The following is a 21,017-nucleotide window of genomic DNA, read 5'->3' on the forward strand; positions in this document are numbered from 1 at the left end:
TACATAAATTTATCAACAATTTGGGTGAATAATTTATATGAAAATTCTGGATTTTAAAAAAGGATTATTTGCAGCGACTGTTACTATGAGTGCTGCTCAGTTACAGGCAGTAACACCCGTCGATTTTTCTAACCTGGTTGATCAGGTCAGTCCGGCAGTTGTCAGTGTGAGTGTTGTCAAGAAAATGAGCGAAGAAGAGCTCTTGCAACAACAGGTTCCTGAAATTTTACGCCGTTTCTTTGGTAATCAGGTGATTATTCCGCAGCCACGTGTACCGCAGGAAAAAACCGGATATGGGAGTGCCTTCTTTATTAGTAAGGATGGCTATCTGCTGACCAACCACCACGTAGTTGAAGATGCGTCTAAAGTGACAATTACCTTGAATGATCGTCGGGAAATTGATGCGACAGTCGTGGGAAGCGACGAGCGTACCGACGTCGCTTTGTTGAAAGTCAATGGTTCAGGTTTCCCGGAACTGCGTACTGGTGATGTTGATAAATTACGTGTAGGTGAACCCGTATTAGCAATCGGTTCACCTTTTGGTTTTGACTACTCCGCTTCTGCCGGGATTGTCAGTGCCAAGATGCGTAATATGATGGGCGAAACCGCAGTCCCATTTATTCAGACTGATGTGGCCCTGAATCCAGGTAACTCGGGTGGACCGCTATTTAACCAGCGCGGTGAAGTGGTTGGGGTGAACTCACGAATCTTCAGTGGTACTGGCGGTTATATGGGCCTGTCATTTTCGATTCCCATTGATGTCGCTATGGAAGTGGCTGACCAGCTGAAACGTGATGGTAAAGTGACCCGTTCTTATCTGGGTGTAAGCCTGCAAGATATCGACCGTACTTTGGCTGAATCTTATAAATTATCTAAGCCAGAAGGTTCTTTAATTACCCAGGTGGCACCAAACTCGCCAGCGGCTAAAGCGGGTCTACAAGCCGGTGACGTGATTTTAAAATACAATGGTACTGATATTTCACGCACTAGTCAGTTGCTGAACTATTTGAACCGTTCTGCACCTAAACAGCAGATCCAGTTAGAAGTATTACGTGATGATAAACGTCGTAGTATCAATGCAACACTCACGACTGCACCAGATGAAACGCCAGCCAAAGCAGGTAACCAGGCTCAGCCAAATAAAGGTCCGGTATTAGGCGTTACTATTCGTGAATTAAGCCCGGCTGAAAAAGAGCGTTTAGAGATTAAGGGTGGTGTAGTGATTCAGGACGTCCGTAGAGACGGAATCGCAGCTCAGGCACGGATTATGCCCAATGATGTCGTGACTCAAATCAATGGTAAAGCAATCTTGAACAGTAACCAGTTTGTGAAAGCTGTGGCAGATCTAAAAAAAGGCAGTGTTGCCCGTGTCGGTCTGATTCGTCAGGGTCAACGTGCCATTGTCGGGATGCGCATTTCATAAAATAAATGAATCTTCAATAAAAGACCGCTTGTATAGGCGGTTTTTTATTCTTCGCAATTTACCCGAGGCATAATTTCTGTAGAATCTGTACATAGAAAAAATTGCGATAAAGGATTAGAGAAAAGTGACCGGTATTTTTGACCAAGTTTTGAAGGTACAACCTGAACATATTGATCGTCTAGGACATGTGAATAACGTAGTTTATGTGCAGTGGATGCAGGATGTGGCCTCAGCGCATATCGAGCAATTAGGACTCGGTTTAAATGAGTATCTGCAACTTAAACATGCCATGGTTGCAGTTGAACATCATGTCCAGTATCGCAAGGCGGCATTTGAAGGGGATGAGCTGATTCTACGAACTTGGTTAAGTGATCTAAATGCCTTGTATTCATTCAGACAGTATGCATTTTATCGTCCGCAGGATCAGAATGTCCTATTTACCGGTAGCACGCAGTGGGCCTGTATCGAAATTGCGTCGGGTCGACCGAAGCGTATGTCGCCAAGTTTTACCCAAGCTTATCAGCCTCTCTCAGACAGTATTAACCCTTATGATTTTTCTACTTTATATTTGAGTGAAGAAGCAAAGGTGATAAGAGAAGAATCAATCTAATAAGGTGATGATATCGAGATTGAATAGAGGGGAGCTACCAAATAGGAAGCAGCCCATTTAACAAGCTGTTTTCTTGGATAAAAGCTGAGGAAAAGAAAAATAAGAAAAAACTGGTCATGTGCTTAAGACAGCTAAGAGAGAAGAAAGATAATTCTTTTTCTGTATCTCCATTCTGCTATAATCCTCGGCAATTTCTATTCGGCTTTTGTTATGCAATGACTTTTTAAATTGCATGGCGCGTTTTTTTCTCAAGGTAGCCCATGGCGCAAGCTAAAAAATCTGTTGATATTAAAAACATTCGTAACTTCTCGATTATTGCGCATATTGACCACGGTAAATCGACTCTGGCGGATCGGTTCATTCAAACTTGTGGTGGTTTGCAGGATCGTGAAATGCAGGCACAGGTACTCGATTCCATGGAGCTTGAACGCGAACGTGGGATTACTATTAAAGCCACTTCTGTGACCTTGAACTATAAGCATCCTAATGGTCAGGAATATCAGTTGAACTTCATTGATACGCCGGGACACGTGGATTTCTCTTATGAAGTGTCGCGCTCTCTTGCTGCGTGTGAAGGTGCACTGTTGGTGGTAGATGCTGCCCAGGGGGTAGAAGCCCAGTCTGTAGCAAACTGCTATACTGCGATTGAACAGGGGCTTGAAGTTCTTCCTGTACTGAACAAGATTGATTTACCGCAGGCCGAGCCTGAACGTGTAATTCAGGAAATTGAAGATATTATTGGTATCGAAGCGACTGAAGCACCGACCTGTTCAGCAAAAACCGGTCTAGGTATTGAAAGTGTATTAGAAACCTTGGTAGATACGATTCCGGCTCCTACAGGTGATCGTGATGCACCGCTACAAGCACTGATTGTGGACTCGTGGTTCGATAATTACCTGGGCGTAGTATCTCTGGTTCGTGTGAAACAGGGTCGTGTTCGCAAGGGCGACAAGATGCTGGTGAAATCGACTGGTCAGACACATATCATCACTTCAGTCGGTATTTTTAATCCGAAGCATACTGAAACCGATATCCTTGAAGCGGGTGAAGTTGGTTTCGTGATTGCCGGTATTAAAGACATTTTTGGTGCACCAGTGGGTGATACCATTACACTGGCAACTACTCCAGAAGTTCCAACATTACCTGGTTTCAAAAAAGTAAAACCACAGGTATATGCAGGCTTGTTTCCAATTGATTCCAGTGATTTTGAACCTTTCCGTGAAGCATTGCATAAACTGCAAATTAATGACTCTGCGCTGTTCTTTGAACCAGAAAGTTCTGATGCTCTAGGCTTCGGTTTCCGCTGTGGCTTCTTAGGTATGCTGCACATGGAGATCGTACAAGAGCGTTTAGAACGTGAATACGATCTGGATCTGATTTCTTCAGCACCAACAGTAATTTATGAAGCAGTGATGAAGAATGGCAATACCATTTACATCGACAGCCCGTCAAAAATGCCAGATGGTTCAACTGTTGAAGACCTGCGTGAACCAATTGCAGAATGTCATATCCTCGTGCCACAGGAATACCTGGGTAATGTCATGACCCTATGTATTGAGCGCCGTGGCGTACAAAAAGACATGAAGTTCATGGCGAATCAGGTATCTGTTACTTTTGAAATTCCAATGGCCGAAGTGGTGATGGATTTCTTTGATAAATTGAAATCTTGTTCACGCGGTTTTGCGTCACTAGATTACAACTTTGTGCGTTTTGAAAGTTCATCACTGGTGAAAGTGGATGTCCTGATCAATGGTGAAAAAGTCGATGCTTTAGCAATGATCTGCCACCGTCAGGATGCACGTCATCGTGGGATCGCACTGGTTGAAAAAATGAAAGATCTAATTCCTCGTCAGATGTTTGATGTGGCAATTCAGGCGGCCATTGGTGCGCAAATTATTGCCCGTTCTACCGTAAAAGCAATGCGTAAAAACGTATTGGCAAAATGTTATGGTGGTGACGTATCACGTAAGAAGAAACTTCTTGCAAAACAGAAAGAAGGTAAGAAACGTATGAAACAGGTGGGTAGTGTTGAAATTCCACAAGAAGCGTTCTTAGCTGTACTGAAAGTCGAACGCTAATACTATAAGGATAATAAGCCCATGGATTTTGATTTTAATTTGATTCTTGTTCCTGCGACCTTATTTTTCGTCGCGGTCTGGTTGCTGGATAAGTTTGTTCTGAAACAACGACAGACCAAAGGCAAGGGCAATGAAAACTTCATTATTACCTGGGCTTATGATTTCTGGCCGGTTTTGGCCGTCGTTTTAGTATTGCGTTCTTTCCTGTACGAACCTTTCAATATTCCATCAGACTCCATGGTTCCAACACTGGAAACCGGTGATTTTATCCTGGTCAATAAATTTGACTATGGTGTGAAATTACCAATTGTAAATACAAAAATTCTGGATACAGGTAGCCCGGAACGTGGTGATGTCGTGGTCTTCCGCTATCCGCCACAACCAACGATTAGCTATATCAAACGTGTAATTGGTTTGCCAGGTGATCATATTGTTTATGATCATGGCCAGTTAACCATTAATGGTGAGAAAGTAGCAAAAGTTCCAGTAGAATTCAGCCGTGAAAAAGATCGCCTGGATACGCCAAATTCGATTTATCATAAAGAAACCATTGGCGAACATACTTTCACTATGCGTGAACTGGAAGGAGTAAATGTAGCTCGTCAGGCTCCATTCCTTAACTATATAGAAAATGGTAAGTTTTCAACTGAAAATGGTTTATATTGGGAAGTGAAAGTTCCAGAAGGTCATTACTTTGCGATGGGGGATAATCGCGATCAAAGTGCTGACAGTCGTTTCTGGGGCTTTGTTCCGGAAGAAAACTTAACAGGTCGCGCATTCTATATCTGGATGCATAAAGAACCTGGCTTTAAACTGCCATCGTTTAGTCGAAACGGAATAATCGATTAATTATTTCAGTCAGGAAAATAAAAAATGAAACATCAACAAGGTGCTTCGTATATTGGAATTTTATTTGCAATCGTGGGGTTTGCTTTTCTTGCCAAAGTGGCGATTGCAGTTTGGGGGCCATACTTTGATGATCGTATGGTGGACAATCAGATTGAGGAACTTTTAAAGAGTTCTCCGGCAAATATTGCACCAGAAAAATTTCGTCAGCAGATGGGTCAGCGTTTAGAAATGAACAATATTCGCGATCTGAAGTTTGATGAAATTGCCAAGGTAACCAACACTGATGGTTTACAGGTGCACAAGAATTATGAAATTCGCAAGAATTTTATAATGAATATCGATTTAGTGATGAAGTTTGAGAAAGATTTTGATCAAAGCACAGTCAAAACTAAATGATGAGCGTCTTGCCAAACGGATCGGCTATCAGTTTAAACAAGCTGATCTGTTAAAACTGGCATTGACCCATCGTTCAGTCAGTCATAAACACAACTATGAACGCCTAGAATTTCTAGGCGATTCTCTTTTAGGGATGATCATAGCCAATTATCTCTTTACTGCTTACCCGCAGGAAAACGAGGGCCGTCTGACGCGTATGCGTGCGACTCTTGTCCGACAGGAAGCGTTAGGGAAAATTGCCAATGATCTAAAATTGAGTCAGAACCTGATTCTCAGTACGGGTGAGCTGAAATCGGGTGGTCATCATCGTGAGTCTATACTTGCGGATACGGTCGAAGCCATTATTGGTGCGATCTATGTGGATTGCGGTGATCTCACTGTACTACAGGCGATTGTGCTAAAATGGTACGAACCGTATTTAGACAATATAGAACCAACTGACCAGCTGAAAGACCCTAAATCACGCCTACAGGAATATTTACAAGCACGTAAAAAACCTCTCCCAGTTTACGAGGTTGTAGATATTCAGGGTGATGCCCCGAACCAGCATTTCAAAGTGGAATGCCAGGTAGAAGGCTTACCGGTCATGGCCGGTGAAGGTTCAAGCCGACGATTCGCTGAACAGGCGGTTGCGGCAGATATTTTAAAACATTTGGAGCATAAGTCTTAATGACTACTCATTCCGATCACATTGATGCTGATCACGAGTCGCAAAGCGACAGCAATGACTTGATTAGTCAATTTTTCAGTGCACAGGGTACTGAAATTCCTTCTGATTATCGCAGCGGTTTCGTGGCGATTGTCGGACGCCCAAACGTGGGTAAATCAACCTTGATGAACCACTTACTGGGCCAGAAACTTTCGATTACTTCACGTAAGCCACAAACCACACGTCATAAAATCGTAGGGATTGATTCACGTGAAAAATCTCAGGCAGTATTTGTTGATACACCGGGGATGCATAAGAAAGAAGTGCGTGCCATCAATAAAATGATGAATCGAGCTGCGCACTCTGCATTGCGTGACGTGAACCTGGTGCTGTTTGTAGTTGATGCACAAAAATGGACCCAGAACGATGAGCTTGTTCTGGAGAAATTAAAAAATGCGGATATGCCAGTCATTCTGGTGATCAACAAGCTGGACACGTTCGAGAACAAGAATGAGGCCTTACCGCTGATTCGTGAACGTGCCAAACTGATGAACTTTGCTGAAATCGTACCGGTGTCTGCACTTCGTGGTGCCAACCTCGAACACTTACGCGATACGATTGCCAAGTACCTGCCATTCCAGCCACCGCTATATTCACTGGATCAGCTTACCGATCGTTCAGAGCGTTTCCTGGCCTCTGAAATTATCCGTGAAAAGATCATGCGTCAGTTAGGTGAAGAACTACCATACGATTTAACTGTTCAGATCGAATCTTTCAAAACTGAAGAGCCGACCCTGAACGAAAAAACAGGTCGTATGAAGCCGGCATGTACTTATATTGATGCGACTATTTTCGTTGATCGTGCTGGCCAGAAAGCCATTGTGATTGGTGAAAAAGGCTCCAAGCTGAAAAAAATCGGTATGGATGCTCGTGTCGACATGGAAAAAATGTTCGAGCAGAAAATCATGCTAACGCTTTGGGTGAAAGTCAAAGGCGGCTGGTCTGATGATGAGCGGGCACTGAAAAGTCTAGGTTATAGCGACATTTAAATTGGACGGGAACGGATCATGATGAAATTTCTGGCAGTCATTGCATGTGTTTTATTTTTGCAGGGCTGTATTCATAAAGTAGTGACCGTTCCTGCCAAAGTTGCCTATAAAACCACAAAGTACGCGGTCAAAGGGACCGCGGCTGTTGTGGGTGCCGCCATTCCTGATGGGGATGATGAAGAAGAAGAGAAAAAATCAAAAAAGAATAAAGACTAAAGAAGCAGCCTATGCGTAATGAAGTGCTGCATGGATACCTGATTCATCATCGTAAATATCGCGATCGCAGTCATATTGTGCATTTATTTACCCAGGAATATGGCCGTATCGATGGGATATTAAGACAAAATCCACCACCCCAATATCAACCCATCAGCTTGCTAGCCTCAGGCAAATCTGAACTGAAAAACTTCACCAAATTAGAAATTGTTAATCAGCCGATCTTTTTTTTCGGCGATGCCTTTTTTTCTGGCTTTTATCTGAATGAAATCCTGTTGCGTTTATGTCCGCTTGAAGTGCAAATGCCGCTGACCTTTGCCAAATATGGCGAAACATTGAATGCCTTGCAAAAACTCTCCGATCAAGAAAATCCCAATACTTATTTAAAACAGGTTTTACGCCAGTTTGAACATATCTTATTAGAAGAACTTGGCTATGAACTGGATTTTTCGGTCGATGCCAATCAGGCACAGATCAATCCCTTGCAACATTACTATTTTCAGTTGAATGAAGGTTTTATGCCTTCGGCTAAAGCCTTGCGCTCAACCATGTCAGGTCAGCAGATTTTAACAATGCAGCACTATGAAAATGGTAGGGATTTTAATCCAGAACAGTTACAATTACTGACGAAGCTATATCGACAGGTGATCACTGCTTTACTCGGTGACCGACCACTGAAAAGTCGACAATTGTGGATCCAAAATTCTCAATCTCAATCGTAGTTAGGAAAATATTATGGCTGCATTACTTGGTGTCAATATTGACCATGTCGCAACTTTAAGACAAGCACGTGGTACGACGTACCCAGACCCAGTCAATGCTGCATTGATCTGTGAGCAGGCCGGTGCAGAGGGAATTACCCTGCATTTGCGTGAAGACCGCCGACATATTCAGGATGAAGATGTACGTCGTATGCGTCCGGTATTAACTACCCATATGAATCTGGAAATGGCCGTAACTGATGAAATGGTTGCGATTGCTAAAGAAATCCAGCCACAGCATGTCTGCTTTGTGCCAGAAAAGCGTCAGGAAGTGACAACTGAAGGTGGTCTGGATGTCGTTGGTCATTTTGAAGATGTGAAAAAAGCCACTCAGGAATTATCTGCGATTGGCTGTGACGTGTCGCTATTTATTGATGCAGATATTGCCCAGATTGATGCGGCAGTGGCGTGTGGTGCACCTACAATTGAGCTTCATACAGGTGCTTATGCCGATGCAGCAACGCCTGAAGCACAGCAGGTTGAACTAGAGCGTATTATCAAAGGGGCAGAGTATGCAGCATCTAAAGGTTTGGTGGTCAATGCAGGTCATGGTCTGAACCTGGATAATGTCACTCCAATTGCTGCGATCCCTCAAATTCATGAATTAAATATTGGTCACTCGATTATTGCTGATGCAGTTTTTGTTGGACTGGCGCAAGCGGTTCAACAAATGAAAGCTGTAATTAAAGCTGCGCGTTAAGATTGCGAAACATATGTCAAATATTGATTATGATGAACTGATGAAGCCTGTCATTGGCTTCTTAGGTTGTGAAACACCAAAAGCATGGCTCGATGAGGCATTACAGAATCTGGAGATCCTGATGCAGGATCATGCCAACTGTGAGAAGAAAGCAGCCAGTACAGCAATGAACCTGATGTTCCGCTATAGCTTCTTCGTAGATTTACAGGTGAAACTGGCGCAACTGGTACGTGAAGAAATGCTGCACTATGAGCAAGTGCTGGAATTCATGAATAAGCGTGGCCAGCAATGGGTTGGACTCAGTGCAGGGCGTTATGCGGGTGGTTTGCGTAAGGAAATCCGGACCTATGAGCCAGAGGCGCTGATTGATGTGCTGGTGATTGGTGCTTTTGTAGAAGCACGTTCTTGTGAGCGTTTCTATGCGCTTGCACCGCTGGTAGATGAAGAACTAGGGCGTTACTACCGTTATCTACTAAAATCTGAATCTCGCCATTATGAGGACTATTTAGCCTTGGCAATGGATGTAGCAAAAGAAGCGAAGCTGAAAAATCCGCAAGAAGATATTCAGAGTCGTATTGAACATATCCGTGAAGTGGAAAAGAACCTGATTCTCAGTCCAGATGAAATATTTCGTTTCCATAGTGGTGTGCCTGCAAAAGCAGCTTAAGAAGCTACTTAATTAAGACATCAAAAAAGATCCTCCAAATTGGGGGATTTTTTTATAAATATAAAGAATCTGTAGCTAACTTATTTATTAAAAGAATTTAAAATAGCCTAAGCAATATAGAATTTAATCTGATGTTTATTACAGTAAGAGTGGAGAAATTAGTATCATGCAAGATAGTAAACGGTGCTATCAACTAAAAATAAGTATGTATAAACACATTTGATTAAATGAAAATATAAGCCAATCTAACTAGGTAAATAAAAGGGCAAGGTGAGAATATATAAGAGAAAAAAGAATTGAATCATTTTATAAATGAAATTTCAGGCAATAAAAAAGCCCGCTTTAATGCTGCGGGCTTTCTTGAATTTGGCTCTCCCACCTGGGCTCGAACCAGGGACCTGCGGATTAACAGTCCGTCGCTCTACCGACTGAGCTATGGGAGAATCTGAATGCGATTATAGAGAGATTTTACCAAGGGTCAAGCAAAAACTGTCATATTTATTACAAATTGCACTTATCTGATTTTAATTTAAACGATTGCATTAAATTCTTAAAAAATGCTTGTCAGAACAAATTTCACTTGTTAGATTGAAAACATAAAGTCGTTTGACCAAATGGTCAAACAGTGTGGATTTAAACCTACTTGCCAGCACAAAAATGGCTAAACCGGAGAAAGCGAATGAATACGCTCACTATCCCTCAAATCTTCTCTCAGCTGCCTTTTTATCAAGATCATTATCTCGATATTATTCAAGATTCAGCTCAATACTTTACCCCTGTGGCTGGTGCAGAAATCCGTTTATGGCCCTTAGCGATCAAACAATTGTATCTGGGTGACTTGCTGCAATTATGGTTTGCAGAAAAGTGGCTGGTCGAACAAGAACGCCAATTTAGTTTTGAAATATTCCTAAATACGCCTAAAGCTCAGAAAAAAGATCTTTATATTTATGCGCTTGCTGGCAATCTTCTGACCGGATCGAACCAGTCTAAAGTGTGGCAAGCTTCTGCTAAAGAAACTCAGGTACTGAGTGTAGCGAATGTTTCCAAGCATTATTTCGAATATCGGGCTTTGACCCAACCAAAACTGGTAAAAGTACCGCAAGGGAAATGGGGCGTACTTTAAGCCTTAAACACCTTAATGATCAGAATTGCGAAAAATCATGCAGGTTGCTGTGGCATGGGCATAAATACGACCTTCATCATCCAGAATTTGCCCTTCAGAAATACCTAGATTTTTACTGAGATTAATTGCTTTTCCGATTGCATTTAGTTCTTGGTTGTGAGGAATTGGGCGGCACATTTTTACATTCAGATCAATGGTGCCATAACCGACACCGGCTTTAAGTAAAGTATGAATTGCGCAGCCTGTTACCGTATCTAAAACAGTTGCGGCAAAACCGCCATGTATACCTCCCATAGGATTCAGATGGCGTTCATCTGCTTTTACAACAAAGGTCACGTGTCCCGGTTCGACTTCGCTTGCAGACATGGGAATGGTGGTTGCCATAGAAGGCATAGACAGATTGCCCTTAAGCATCTCTTGCATAATCTGCAAACCTGAAAGATTCTTGAGATCCATAGCTTGTCCTTATTATTTTAAATACTGGATTTGAATGACAAGTTTAGGCAGATGGTGCTTCGATCAGCAATAAAAAATTGTATGAGGAAATGTACAAAGCCTTTTACTTATGATGAATCCGGTAAAATGATTAAAAATAATAATACCGAGGAAGAATAATCATGAAAGCGAGATGTTTATGCGGAGCGACTCGATTTGAAGTTCAGCTCAGAAATCATGAAGTTGCTGCCTGTCATTGTTCCATGTGCCGCCGCCAGACAAGTGGACCATTAATGTCGATTGATATAGAAAATATTCACTTTATTGATCAGCAGCATTTATCTGTTGCAAGTACTTCTGAATGGGCAGAGCGTGGTTTTTGCAATGCCTGTGGTACTTTTATTTTCTGGCGGACCAAAGATCATTCCTTTGCCAATATTAATGTATTTACTTTAGAGCAACTACCAGAGGATCTGGATTTCAATTTAGAAATTTATGTAGATCATCAGCCAGCGTTTTACTCATTTAACAATCAAACCAAAAAAATGACAGAAGCTGAGGTCATTGCCATGTTTCAGCAACCGGATTCCTGAAATAAATATAATCAGATAAAGGAAAAGTAAGTCCCGTAATTTGATCTGATAAAAATACTTTTTTTAAAACTAAAAGCGCCATATAAATACTTATATATCATTAAATAAAAATACTGATCAGCAGGTTCGTATTTCAGATAGCATCCTGCTTTTCATGTAATGATCATTCTTTCTTTTGATTAAATTGTTAAAAATTGGAACGAAAAACTCATAATTTCTGAACTCAATAAATTATTATTTTCTATAAGCAAACGAAAGATAGAGACTGAACTTTTTATAAAAATTAATAAATATAAAAATTTATGGCACAAGGATTGTATGTGATTTCCACTGTATATCTCAGTTTTAAATAATTCAGTTTAAAAATAAAACCCGAGAAAAGAATTAAGAATAGAGTGATTTTGCAATGAAACAGTTTTTGTATCTTTGGGTGCCTATTTTTTTGAGTAATAGCATCATAATGTTGGCCGGAATATTTGACATGATTTTCCTGTCTCATTACTCACCGCAACATGTGGCTGCTATGGCTGTGTGTTTATCTATTTATTCTTTATTATTTGTTTCGGGGACGGGGATCTTGCAGGGTATGATGCAGGAACTTGCTGAAGCATATGGGCGACGTGCTTTTGATGATATTCAAAAAATTCTGAAACAGAACATCCTTATTGTCGGTGTCCTGTCTGTATTTGCAGGATGGCTATTAACTCATGCAGATCCTTTGCTACATCTGTTAAAAGCAGATAGTGCATTACAGGCTTTGATTCAACCTTGTTTATGGTTACTGGCTTGGACACTTCCAGCACATTTGTTAGTACGTATTTTATATATTTTAACGCAAGCCTGTGGTCAGGCGAAACGTGTGTTCTATGCCAATATTTTCTATTTAATACTTAAAGTGAGTTTAGCTTATTGCCTGATTTTTGGGATTCAGGGTTATGTACCCGCCTATGGGGTTAAGGGAGCTTTCATTGCTCATCTGACTGTTCAATGGACACTATTAGTGGTGTATTACCTGATATTTCTGGAAAAGCAGTTACGTGTGCACTGGTCCGGGCAATTTTTCTATTTTAAGACTTTGCTAAAAATTTTAAGAATCGGCTTACCTTCAGCAATTGTCGTATTTATTGATGTCTTTACAATTAGTGCGATTGCATTATTGGTCTTGCCTTTGGGGGAGATAATGGTGAATGCGCATCAAGTAGCGATGGGTTTGGCTGGCCTGCTGTTTATGGTGCCATTTTCGATGAGCTCTGCTTTTAGCATTCTGGTCTCTACCAGGATTGGTGCAAATCAAGTGCAATCTGCCTGGGATTTAACTTTTAAAGCGTTACGTGTGGTGGTCGCAAGCGCAATTGTTTTGGCGATCTTGATCGTAATTTTTCAAAAACCGATTGTGGCGCTATTTAGTGATAATATGGATGTGCTTACGGTGAGCTTGGCATTGATGTTCTTATTGTGCTGGATGCATATTTTTGACGCGATTCTGGTGATTAGCGTCAATATGCTGCGCTGCTGGAAAGTGGTGGTCTTGCCCATGTTTATTTTTAGTGGAGTACTGCTATTAGGTGGATTGGGCGGAGGCTGGTATTTGGCTTATCATCCAGTGTCGCTCTTCAATCTCAATCTGGATGTTTCAGGAATAAGTGGTTTCTGGTGGATGCTGGCTATTTCCTATACCTTTGCCGCATTGATGTGTTTGCTTTGTTTGGGACTTAAATACCGTAAGCATCTACAAACTGCATAAAAAAAACCCGCGATCATCGCGGGTTTTTTTATCTAATCAATTAGATTATTTCGCAGCTTTTTCAGCTTCGATCGAAGCAATCGCCTCATCAACGCCTTCGATAGAATCAGCAGCTTTTTTGATACGTGCAAGTGCATCAACTAATACTTCGTCAGCAGTTGCGTAAGAGATACGCATGAAACCGCCTAGACCGAATGCATCACCAGGAACGACTGCAACACCAGTTTCTTCTAGTAACCAAGCAGAGAATTCTGTGCAAGAGTTCAGACCTTTCGCACGGATCAATGGTTTGATGTTCGCATATGCATAGAATGCACCGTCAGCAGGTAGGCAAGAAATACCTTTAATGTCATTCAAGCCATTCACAACTAGGTCATGACGACGTTTAAACGCTTCAACCATTGGTACAAGAACGTCTTGAGGACCATTCAATGCAGCTTCTGCAGCAACTTGTGAAATAGAAGTTGGGTTAGAAGTTGATTGAGACTGGATTTTTTTCATCGCACCGATCAGTTTAGCAGGACCTGCCGCATAGCCGATACGCCAGCCTGTCATTGCATAGGCTTTAGACACACCGTTTAATACGATAGTGCGGTCGTAAAGGTCTGGGGCAACAGTTGCGATATTGTAGAATTCATCTTCCCAACGGATTGGTTCGTACATGTCATCAGATGCGATGAATACTTCTGGGTATTTACGTAGTACTGCAGCTAAAGCTTCTAATTCAGCTTTAGTATAGATCATGCCAGTCGGGTTAGAAGGGCTGTTGAGTACCACTAAACGAGTTTTGTCAGTGATCGCAGCTTCTAATTGCTCAGGAGTAATTTTGAAACGTTGTTCTTCACCACATTTCACGATTACTGGTGTACCTTCAGCAATGATCACCATGTCTGGATAGCTCACCCAGAATGGAGCAGGGATGATCACTTCATCACCTTTGTTTAACAAAGCAAGTGCCAAGTTAAAGAAAGACTGTTTACCACCACAAGAAACCAGGATTTGGTTCGCTTGATAATCAAGGTTATTGTCACGTTTTAATTTAGCAATAATTGCTTTTTTAAGACCTGGCGTACCATCAACAGCGGTGTATTTGGTGAAACCGTTGTTAATTGCTGCAATTGCTGCATCTTTGATGTGTTGAGGGGTATCAAAATCTGGCTCACCTGCGCCCAAACCAATAACGTTGTGACCAGCAGCTTTCAGTTCAGCAGCTTTGTTTGTCACAGCAAGCGTAGGGGACGGTTTGATGGCATTCACACGATCAGAGAGACGTACGTCCACGGCAGTATTCCTTCTTATAGGGATTAAAAAATAAAAAGCACATTATCTTAGCCTAAAATGGTGCACATTGGGCAAAAGAATTTGGAAAAATATACGAAAAAAATGCTGAATCAGTGCAACCTTATCTTGAACATCGATAGGTAGTTTAGATAGACAGGAACTAAGAATATGCTTTGAGGATGAGAATAATAGGGGAAATATAAACTAAAAATGGCCACTTTAAAGTGACCATTTATATGAGAAAGTGTTGTTGTTATGCACTAAAACGTGACAAATCTTCTTCAGGACGAGCAGTCAGCACTTCAATGCCATTTTTTGTTACTAAAAGAGTGTGCTCATATTGAGCCGATAATTTATGGTCTTTAGTGACCACAGTCCATTTATCACCCAACAGTTTGGTTTGCCAAACACCCGCATTCACCATAGGTTCAATCGTAAAAGTCATACCTTCTTCAAGAACCATCCCGGTATCTGGCTGACCATAATGCAGCACCTGTGGTTCATCATGGAAAGTTGTACCGATTCCGTGGCCACAGTATTCACGAACAACGCTAAAACGTTCAGATTCAACATATTTTTGAATCGCATGACCAATATCACCAATCGTTGCACCGGGTTTAACTACAGCCATACCACGATACATGGCTTCTTGAGCGACTTTGCACAGACGGTTGGCCAGAATTGAAGTTTCACCACCCACGATGTACATCATATTGGTGTCGCCATGGAAACCATCTTTGATGACAGTGACATCAATATTTAAAATATCGCCTTTTTTCAGGATCTTGTTTTCAGATGGGATCCCGTGACAGACCACATGGTTTACAGATGTACAGATTGTATGCTGGAAAGCAGGGCGGCCAGGCGCTGCACCATAACCTAAACATGCAGGAATAGCATTCTGCACATTTACAATATAGTCATGACAAATCGTATCCAATTCCAGTGTCGTTACGCCGGGTTTGATATGCGGTTTGATCATATCCAACACTTCTGCAGCCAGTCGTCCAGCGATACGCATCTTTTCGATATCTTCTGCGGATTTGATTAAACGACGGGGAGCTTGATAAGTAGTGTTCATGATCTCTAAAAACTTTTGGAAATTTGTATGTGACTATGGTATAAATAGCCGCCCATTTTATCAAATGCTTTTTCGTGAATATATTTGCGAGGCTGATGGAATGGTGTATTAAAAATCCGCACATATATCGTCACATTACTCTGGGTGCCCGCAAGGGTGGAGAATGCGGATATATGGAGGCCTAACCCAAACTTTAAGGTAAAGAAAATGGCAGATTACAACGTAAGCATGCGCGACCTTCTACAAGCTGGCGCGCACTTTGGTCACCAAACTCGTTTCTGGAACCCAAAAATGCGTCAATACATCTTTGGCGCGCGTAACAAAATTCACATCATCAACCTTGAGCACACTGTTCCTGCGTTAAATGATGCTTTGAACTTCGCTAACCAATTGGCTAGCAAAAAGAACAAAGTTTTGTTCGTTGGTACTAAACGTGCTGCTTCTGCAATCATCCGTGAACAAGCTCAACGCGCTGGTCAACCATACGTAGATCACCGTTGGTTAGGTGGTATGTTGACGAACTGGAAAACTCTTCGCCAATCTATCAACCGTTTAAAAGACCTTCAAACTCAATCTCAAGACGGTACTTTCGCTAAGCTGACTAAACGTGAAGCTTTAGAACGTAGCCGCGAGATGGAAAAACTTGAACGTGCTTTAGGCGGCGTTAAAAACATGGGTGGTTTACCTGACGCATTATTCGTAATCGACGTTGATCACGAAGCGATTGCAATTAAAGAAGCTAAAAACCTTGGTATTCCTGTAATCGGTATCGTTGATACTAACTCTAACCCAGACAACGTAGACTACGTTATTCCGGGTAACGACGATGCGATCCGTGCAGTAACACTTTATGCTTCTGCTATGGCTGATGCGATTCTTGCTGGTAAAGAATATGCTCAATCACAAGCAAATGCACAAGCTAAAGCAGAAGAAGCTCCTGCTTCTGAGGCTTAATGCGTTAGACGCTAGCTTGTCATTTTTGCGACACGTGATGGTGGCAAAGTAAGCGTTATGTATGCAGGCGGCCCATGAGAATCCTCTGGGCCGTTTCTGTTCTAAAAAGAATTCATTTTCTACCGAATTTAGGAGATAAACATGACTGCAGTTACAGCAAGCATGGTTAAAGAACTGCGTGATCGTACTGGTCTAGCAATGATGGAATGTAAAAAAGCTTTGACAGAAGCTGGTGGTGACATCGAATTAGCGATCGACAACCTTCGTAAATCTGGTCAAGCAAAAGCAGCTAAAAAAGCTGGTAACATTGCTGCTGACGGTGCGATCACAATTGCTCAAGAAGGCAACAAAGCAATCCTTCTAGAAGTAAACTGCCAAACTGACTTCGTTGCTAAAGACGAAAACTTTGCTGGTTTCTCTGCGAAAGTTGCTGCTGCTGCACTTGCTGCAAACGAAACTGACGCTGCTAAAATCGCTGAACTTAAACTTGAAGATGGCGCTACTGTAGAAGAAGCTCGTATTGCGCTAGTTCAAAAAATCGGTGAAAACATCCAAGTACGTCGTGCGAAAATTGTTGAAGGTGAAAACCTTGCTGTTTACAAACACGGTCTTCGTATCGGTGTTGTTGTATCTTACTCAGGTGATGCTGAAACTGGTAAAGGCTTGGCAATGCACATTGCTGCATTCAATCCGGTTGCTGTAAACGCTGAACAAGTTCCTGCTGACCTTATCGCGAAAGAAAAAGAAATCGCTGAAGCTAAAGCACTTGAATCTGGCAAACCAGCAAACATCGTTGAGAAAATGGTTGTAGGTTCTGTTGAGAAATACCTGAACGAAGTTGTTCTTGAGCGTCAACAATACGTAATCGACAACGACAAGAAAGTTGCTGAAGTTCTTAAAGCGACTGGTACTACTGTTGCTAACTTCGTTCGTTTCGAAGTGGGTGAAGGTATCGAGAAGAAAGCTGAGCTTTCTTTCGCTGAAGAAGTTGCTGCTGCTCAGGCTGCTGCAAAATAATTCGGTAACGAATTAGAAAAAAGCCCCGAATGGGGCTTTTTTTATGACTAAATAAAGAATGATCAAGGAGAAATTATGGCAAATAAAACCAATATGGGGATCGGGGCTGTCATTGCACTTTTGGTGGCTGCTTATTTAGGTCTGGATTTATCAGAATCTAAACAACAGACCAATACTTTTGTACCTTCAGCAGAAGTTGCGATTCAAGAGCAGCCTAATGTTCAAAAAAGTACGCATAAGGTTTCTGATGATACCCAGCGTATAGAGCAAGCTTACCAGCAAAGACAAAGTGATCTTCAGGTTCAGGCGAGCGGTAAGGTGGTAGCGTTATTAAAAGATGATAATGAAGGTTCCCGTCATCAGAAATTTATTCTGGAATTATCTACTGGTCAAACTGTATTGGTTGCGCACAATATTGATCTGGCGCCACGCATCCAGAATATTCAAAAAGGTGATCAGGTTGAGTTTTTTGGTGAATATGAATATAGCGACAAAGGTGGGGTGATTCATTGGACCCATCATGATCCATCCAATAAGCACATCAGCGGTTGGTTAAAACACCAAGGAAAAACCTATCAATAAGGGAATTTTCCTTGGTTTTATAAATGTAATGATATTACATACGCTTTAAGCGCACTGTATTGCCTCAGATTGACGAGATTTCCATTTAGGTAGGACTTTGCCTAAATAGGCATCCATGCACCATAACGGGCCAATGAGAAGGAATTGAAGGTCTTTAAAGAAAGAAGGCTTTTTACCTTCGACTTTGTGTCCATAAAATTGCCCAATCCAGGCAAAAACAAACAAGGCTATAAAGAAACCGACACCTACAGGTAAAACCCAGATGAACCAGGCCATCATCAGGGTTAGCGCTGCCATTGCTACAGCCAGTACGATATCTAAACGTGCATAAAACACAAAAGCCAGAACCAAGAGCAGGGCAGTCAGTAAAGCGCTAAAGTGCGCCATGATTCCAATAATGGAAAAATAGATGGTAGGCACGCAGACCCAATGGATCAGTTTGTTGGTTTTGTTTTGATGACTTTCACTATATTCATCTAACCATTCGGATATTGTTTTCATTCTATCGCTCCCATCCATGAACGTACTGTTAGTTTTCAAAATATAAAACAGTTTGGAGGTATGGTCAAAATGAAATCGATAGTGGGTTGATAAGGGTTAGAGAAGGCTTATACCTGAATGGAATAACATCGACAGTATTAAGGATAAAAGCAGTTCGAATTCCTGCTCTACATCACCAAATAAAAAAGCCACATGACTGTGGCTTTTGAGTTAAATGTAGAGCGGTCAAATCTTATGAGTTTGGACCATCTACACGCTCAATATTGACATGTGCAGTACCAGCATTGGTAATACCAAGCTGTTTAGCAGCACCGTAAGATAAATCTAGAACACGATTGCCATGGAATGGACCACGGTCATTCACCTTCACAACCACGCTCTTACCATTGTTTTTGTTGGTCACGCGGATAAAGCAGTTTAATGGCAGGCTACGGTGTGCAGCAGTCATTGCATTCATATCGAATGTTTCACCACTGGCAGTTTTACGGCCATGGAACTGACGACCATACCAAGATGCTGTACCTGTCTGACTGAATTTACGAACTGTGTTTGAAGCAACATTGTTCAGTTTCTCAATCACTGAAGGCTCTTCTGCAGGAATTGCAATTTTTGCTGCAATGGTTTGACGACGAACTTTATCGCCAGAACGCTCAGTGATTGAAAGGCTGTTCAAATTTGTGAAATTTGAATTGAAGCTTTGAGCTTCTTTGTTTAATACACGCGCTGCAAGACGCGAATTGTCATGATCATTATTGAATGATGATGACTGAACCATATCTGCTTGCGATTGCGTTAGGGTAACGGTCACGGCGATGGCCATAAAATACTTCAGAAAAGAAGAATGCATTGAATCAACTCCTAACAGCATGTTTCATTAGATTGGGCCTAAGTAGCTGATAACCCTATAAACATGCCTGATATTTAACTTATGCAACTACATTTAACGAATTGGATAATATTCATGCTGGCAACTGGCTGTCTAGTGTTTAATTAAAATAGTTAAAAAAAGTACGCAAAATAAACAATGAGTGATTAAAAAATAATCAATATTGTAACAAGGCGTAAAAAATGCCTAAAATTTAGGCATTTTGTTTAATAAAAATCTTGACTTTAATAGTATGTAGTAATTTTTACTGTTATCGGCTCGTAATTTCTGTACCTAAAAGCCACAATGCAGTGGCATACATACGACTACGATTGTACGTGGTAATCACTTGAAAATTCGGATAAGTAATATAGTAAATCGGTCCATAATTTTCTTGTAATTGAATGACATTGACCATATCAAGATCATCAATACGAACAATCGGATTCATCGGACTGATCCCTTGGGTTTTGATTACTCCATAAGGCGTTGGCTGTGTGAGATCCTTGGCGATGACAGAATCAGGATTCGAACCGCTATAACGGGCAGGAAAGGCAATTGGCTGATCTCGTTGCCAGCCATTTTGAGCCAGATAGTTTGCAATTGAACCAATCGCATCTACCGCAGAATTACGTAGATCGATATGGCCATTACCATCATAGTCGACCCCATACTTTGGAATATTACTTGGCATAAACTGCGGATAGCCGACAGCACCTGCATAAGAACCGACGATTGAGGATGCTGACACACCATCCTTATATGACCATGCGATCAATGCCGCCAGTTCATCCTGGAAGTATTGCGCACGACGTTCATAACCAAAGCCAAGAGTTGCCAGTGCATCACGGGTCACAAATGAACCCTTGTTGCTGCCAAAACCGGTCTCAACCCCCAAAATACCCAAAATGATCGATTGTGGTACACCAAACTGCTGCTCGGCGCGATTTAATGTTGCAGCATATTGCTGCTTGAAACGTACACCGCGTTGAATCGTGCCTTCAGACAAAAAATTGGTCTTATAGGCATACCATGGCTTACTTTCACCTGGGCGATTCATGATATTGATAATATTTGGAAGATTTTTTGCTCCCGTCATTGCACTGTCTACTTGCTGAGCACTTAGACCATAGGTCTGCATAGTGTTCTGTTTGAAACTGGCATAAGAGGGATGATATTGAAAATCGTTGGCCAGGCTTAAACTACTGAGTCCGAATGCACTGACAAGGATCGAAAGTTGCTTCAATTTTTTATAAAAATTCGATTTCAACATCTTGGTATGATTTCCAATTTTTTGGTAGGTTTGTGGCTATGTCATTTGAATCGTGCCATGAAAAAGATCAATTCACTTTTCTCAATTTTCTGGCATTAGAGGCAATATTAAAGATAACATTCTGATGAATAGGAGTCATATAAACTCCCTTAAAAACAGGAAAAGGTTGG

General features: G+C 41.5%; 23 protein-coding genes and 1 tRNA gene. 17 read left to right on the forward strand and 7 right to left on the reverse strand.

What is annotated here, in order from left to right:
• Positions 1-37: 37 nt before the first annotated feature.
• The 11 genes from AC4MCC_RS04935 (at position 38) to AC4MCC_RS04985 (ending at position 9,398) form a co-directional block, all read left to right on the forward strand.
• Positions 38-1,423, forward strand: a complete 1,386-nt coding sequence (locus AC4MCC_RS04935) for a Do family serine endopeptidase (protein ID WP_491885746.1) — start codon at positions 38-40, stop codon at positions 1,421-1,423.
• Positions 1,424-1,547: 124 nt separating this feature from the next.
• Positions 1,548-2,033, forward strand: coding sequence for an acyl-CoA thioesterase (locus tag AC4MCC_RS04940; protein WP_159124068.1), 486 nt, complete (start codon positions 1,548-1,550; stop codon positions 2,031-2,033).
• Between the two features lie 260 nt (positions 2,034-2,293).
• Positions 2,294-4,111 (forward strand): translation elongation factor 4, encoded by a 1,818-nt coding sequence (gene lepA, locus AC4MCC_RS04945; protein WP_419365365.1) that lies wholly within the window; start codon positions 2,294-2,296, stop codon positions 4,109-4,111.
• Between the two features lie 21 nt (positions 4,112-4,132).
• A complete protein-coding gene (gene lepB, locus AC4MCC_RS04950) occupies positions 4,133-4,960 on the forward strand; it encodes a signal peptidase I (RefSeq protein WP_159124070.1) in 828 nt (275 codons plus the stop codon).
• Between the two features lie 24 nt (positions 4,961-4,984).
• On the forward strand, positions 4,985-5,356 hold the full coding sequence (locus tag AC4MCC_RS04955; protein WP_034171224.1) for a DUF4845 domain-containing protein: 372 nt from the start codon (positions 4,985-4,987) through the stop codon (positions 5,354-5,356).
• Entirely contained in the window at positions 5,328-6,026 is a 699-nt protein-coding gene (gene rnc, locus AC4MCC_RS04960) for a ribonuclease III (protein WP_004784515.1), read from the forward strand. Before AC4MCC_RS04955 ends, rnc begins: the two co-directional genes overlap by 29 nt.
• The gene (gene era / locus AC4MCC_RS04965) at positions 6,026-7,054 is read left to right on the forward strand and encodes a GTPase Era (protein WP_004784513.1); all 1,029 of its coding nucleotides are present in this window, start codon (positions 6,026-6,028) and stop codon (positions 7,052-7,054) included. Before rnc ends, era begins: the two co-directional genes overlap by 1 nt.
• Positions 7,055-7,072: 18 nt before the next feature.
• A complete protein-coding gene (locus AC4MCC_RS04970; RefSeq protein WP_180139347.1) occupies positions 7,073-7,270 on the forward strand; it encodes an NF038104 family lipoprotein in 198 nt (65 codons plus the stop codon).
• Positions 7,271-7,281: 11 nt separating this feature from the next.
• Entirely contained in the window at positions 7,282-7,992 is a 711-nt protein-coding gene (recO, locus tag AC4MCC_RS04975; RefSeq protein ID WP_208462209.1) for a DNA repair protein RecO, read from the forward strand.
• 13 nt (positions 7,993-8,005) lie between these two features.
• Complete coding sequence (gene pdxJ / locus AC4MCC_RS04980; RefSeq protein WP_491880177.1) at positions 8,006-8,731, forward strand: pyridoxine 5'-phosphate synthase; 726 nt, start codon at positions 8,006-8,008, stop codon at positions 8,729-8,731.
• Positions 8,732-8,744: 13 nt separating this feature from the next.
• Positions 8,745-9,398, forward strand: coding sequence for a MiaE family protein (locus AC4MCC_RS04985; RefSeq protein WP_491885747.1), 654 nt, complete (start codon positions 8,745-8,747; stop codon positions 9,396-9,398).
• 367 nt (positions 9,399-9,765) lie between these two features.
• Here AC4MCC_RS04985 and AC4MCC_RS04990 read toward each other — a convergent pair.
• Positions 9,766-9,841 (reverse strand) — tRNA-Asn (locus AC4MCC_RS04990).
• A gap of 236 nt (positions 9,842-10,077) precedes the next feature.
• On the opposite strand from AC4MCC_RS04990, the gene AC4MCC_RS04995 reads away from it, so the two are divergent.
• Positions 10,078-10,521, forward strand: coding sequence for a hypothetical protein (locus AC4MCC_RS04995; RefSeq protein WP_419365360.1), 444 nt, complete (start codon positions 10,078-10,080; stop codon positions 10,519-10,521).
• Positions 10,522-10,533: 12 nt separating this feature from the next.
• Here AC4MCC_RS04995 and AC4MCC_RS05000 read toward each other — a convergent pair whose 3' ends face one another.
• Entirely contained in the window at positions 10,534-10,977 is a 444-nt protein-coding gene (locus AC4MCC_RS05000) for a PaaI family thioesterase (RefSeq protein ID WP_491885748.1), read from the reverse strand.
• Positions 10,978-11,138: 161 nt separating this feature from the next.
• On the opposite strand from AC4MCC_RS05000, the gene AC4MCC_RS05005 reads away from it, so the two are divergent.
• Complete coding sequence (locus tag AC4MCC_RS05005) at positions 11,139-11,549, forward strand: GFA family protein (protein ID WP_419365358.1); 411 nt, start codon at positions 11,139-11,141, stop codon at positions 11,547-11,549.
• Positions 11,550-12,030: 481 nt separating this feature from the next.
• Complete coding sequence (locus AC4MCC_RS05010; RefSeq protein WP_491885749.1) at positions 12,031-13,293, forward strand: MATE family efflux transporter; 1,263 nt, start codon at positions 12,031-12,033, stop codon at positions 13,291-13,293.
• A 45-nt stretch (positions 13,294-13,338) separates the two neighbouring features.
• On the opposite strand, the gene AC4MCC_RS05015 is transcribed toward AC4MCC_RS05010, so the two are convergent.
• Together AC4MCC_RS05015 and map are read right to left on the reverse strand one after the other, a co-directional pair.
• Entirely contained in the window at positions 13,339-14,574 is a 1,236-nt protein-coding gene (locus AC4MCC_RS05015) for a pyridoxal phosphate-dependent aminotransferase (protein ID WP_005236666.1), read from the reverse strand.
• A 253-nt stretch (positions 14,575-14,827) separates the two neighbouring features.
• Complete coding sequence (gene map, locus AC4MCC_RS05020; protein ID WP_004784494.1) at positions 14,828-15,655, reverse strand: type I methionyl aminopeptidase; 828 nt, start codon at positions 15,653-15,655, stop codon at positions 14,828-14,830.
• A gap of 207 nt (positions 15,656-15,862) precedes the next feature.
• Here map and rpsB point away from each other — a divergent pair, with 207 nt between their 5' ends.
• The 3 genes from rpsB to AC4MCC_RS05035 all read left to right on the forward strand — a co-directional run bounded on the left by rpsB (position 15,863) and on the right by AC4MCC_RS05035 (position 18,208).
• Positions 15,863-16,609, forward strand: a complete 747-nt coding sequence (gene rpsB / locus AC4MCC_RS05025) for a 30S ribosomal protein S2 (RefSeq protein ID WP_004784492.1) — start codon at positions 15,863-15,865, stop codon at positions 16,607-16,609.
• Positions 16,610-16,750: 141 nt separating this feature from the next.
• Positions 16,751-17,626 (forward strand): translation elongation factor Ts, encoded by an 876-nt coding sequence (tsf, locus tag AC4MCC_RS05030; RefSeq protein WP_004784491.1) that lies wholly within the window; start codon positions 16,751-16,753, stop codon positions 17,624-17,626.
• 75 nt (positions 17,627-17,701) lie between these two features.
• On the forward strand, positions 17,702-18,208 hold the full coding sequence (locus AC4MCC_RS05035; protein ID WP_491876670.1) for a DUF3465 domain-containing protein: 507 nt from the start codon (positions 17,702-17,704) through the stop codon (positions 18,206-18,208).
• Between the two features lie 45 nt (positions 18,209-18,253).
• On the opposite strand, the gene AC4MCC_RS05040 is transcribed toward AC4MCC_RS05035, so the two are convergent.
• The 3 genes from AC4MCC_RS05040 to mltB all read right to left on the reverse strand — a co-directional run bounded on the left by AC4MCC_RS05040 (position 18,254) and on the right by mltB (position 20,847).
• The gene (locus AC4MCC_RS05040) at positions 18,254-18,709 is read right to left on the reverse strand and encodes an Mpo1 family 2-hydroxy fatty acid dioxygenase (protein ID WP_419365353.1); all 456 of its coding nucleotides are present in this window, start codon (positions 18,707-18,709) and stop codon (positions 18,254-18,256) included.
• Between the two features lie 232 nt (positions 18,710-18,941).
• Positions 18,942-19,556, reverse strand: coding sequence for a septal ring lytic transglycosylase RlpA family protein (locus tag AC4MCC_RS05045; RefSeq protein WP_491880173.1), 615 nt, complete (start codon positions 19,554-19,556; stop codon positions 18,942-18,944).
• A 289-nt stretch (positions 19,557-19,845) separates the two neighbouring features.
• Entirely contained in the window at positions 19,846-20,847 is a 1,002-nt protein-coding gene (mltB, locus tag AC4MCC_RS05050; RefSeq protein WP_159124080.1) for a lytic murein transglycosylase B, read from the reverse strand.
• Positions 20,848-21,017: the final 170 nt, after the last annotated feature.

This window comes from Acinetobacter sp. CAU_H_56, from assembly GCF_058599425.1.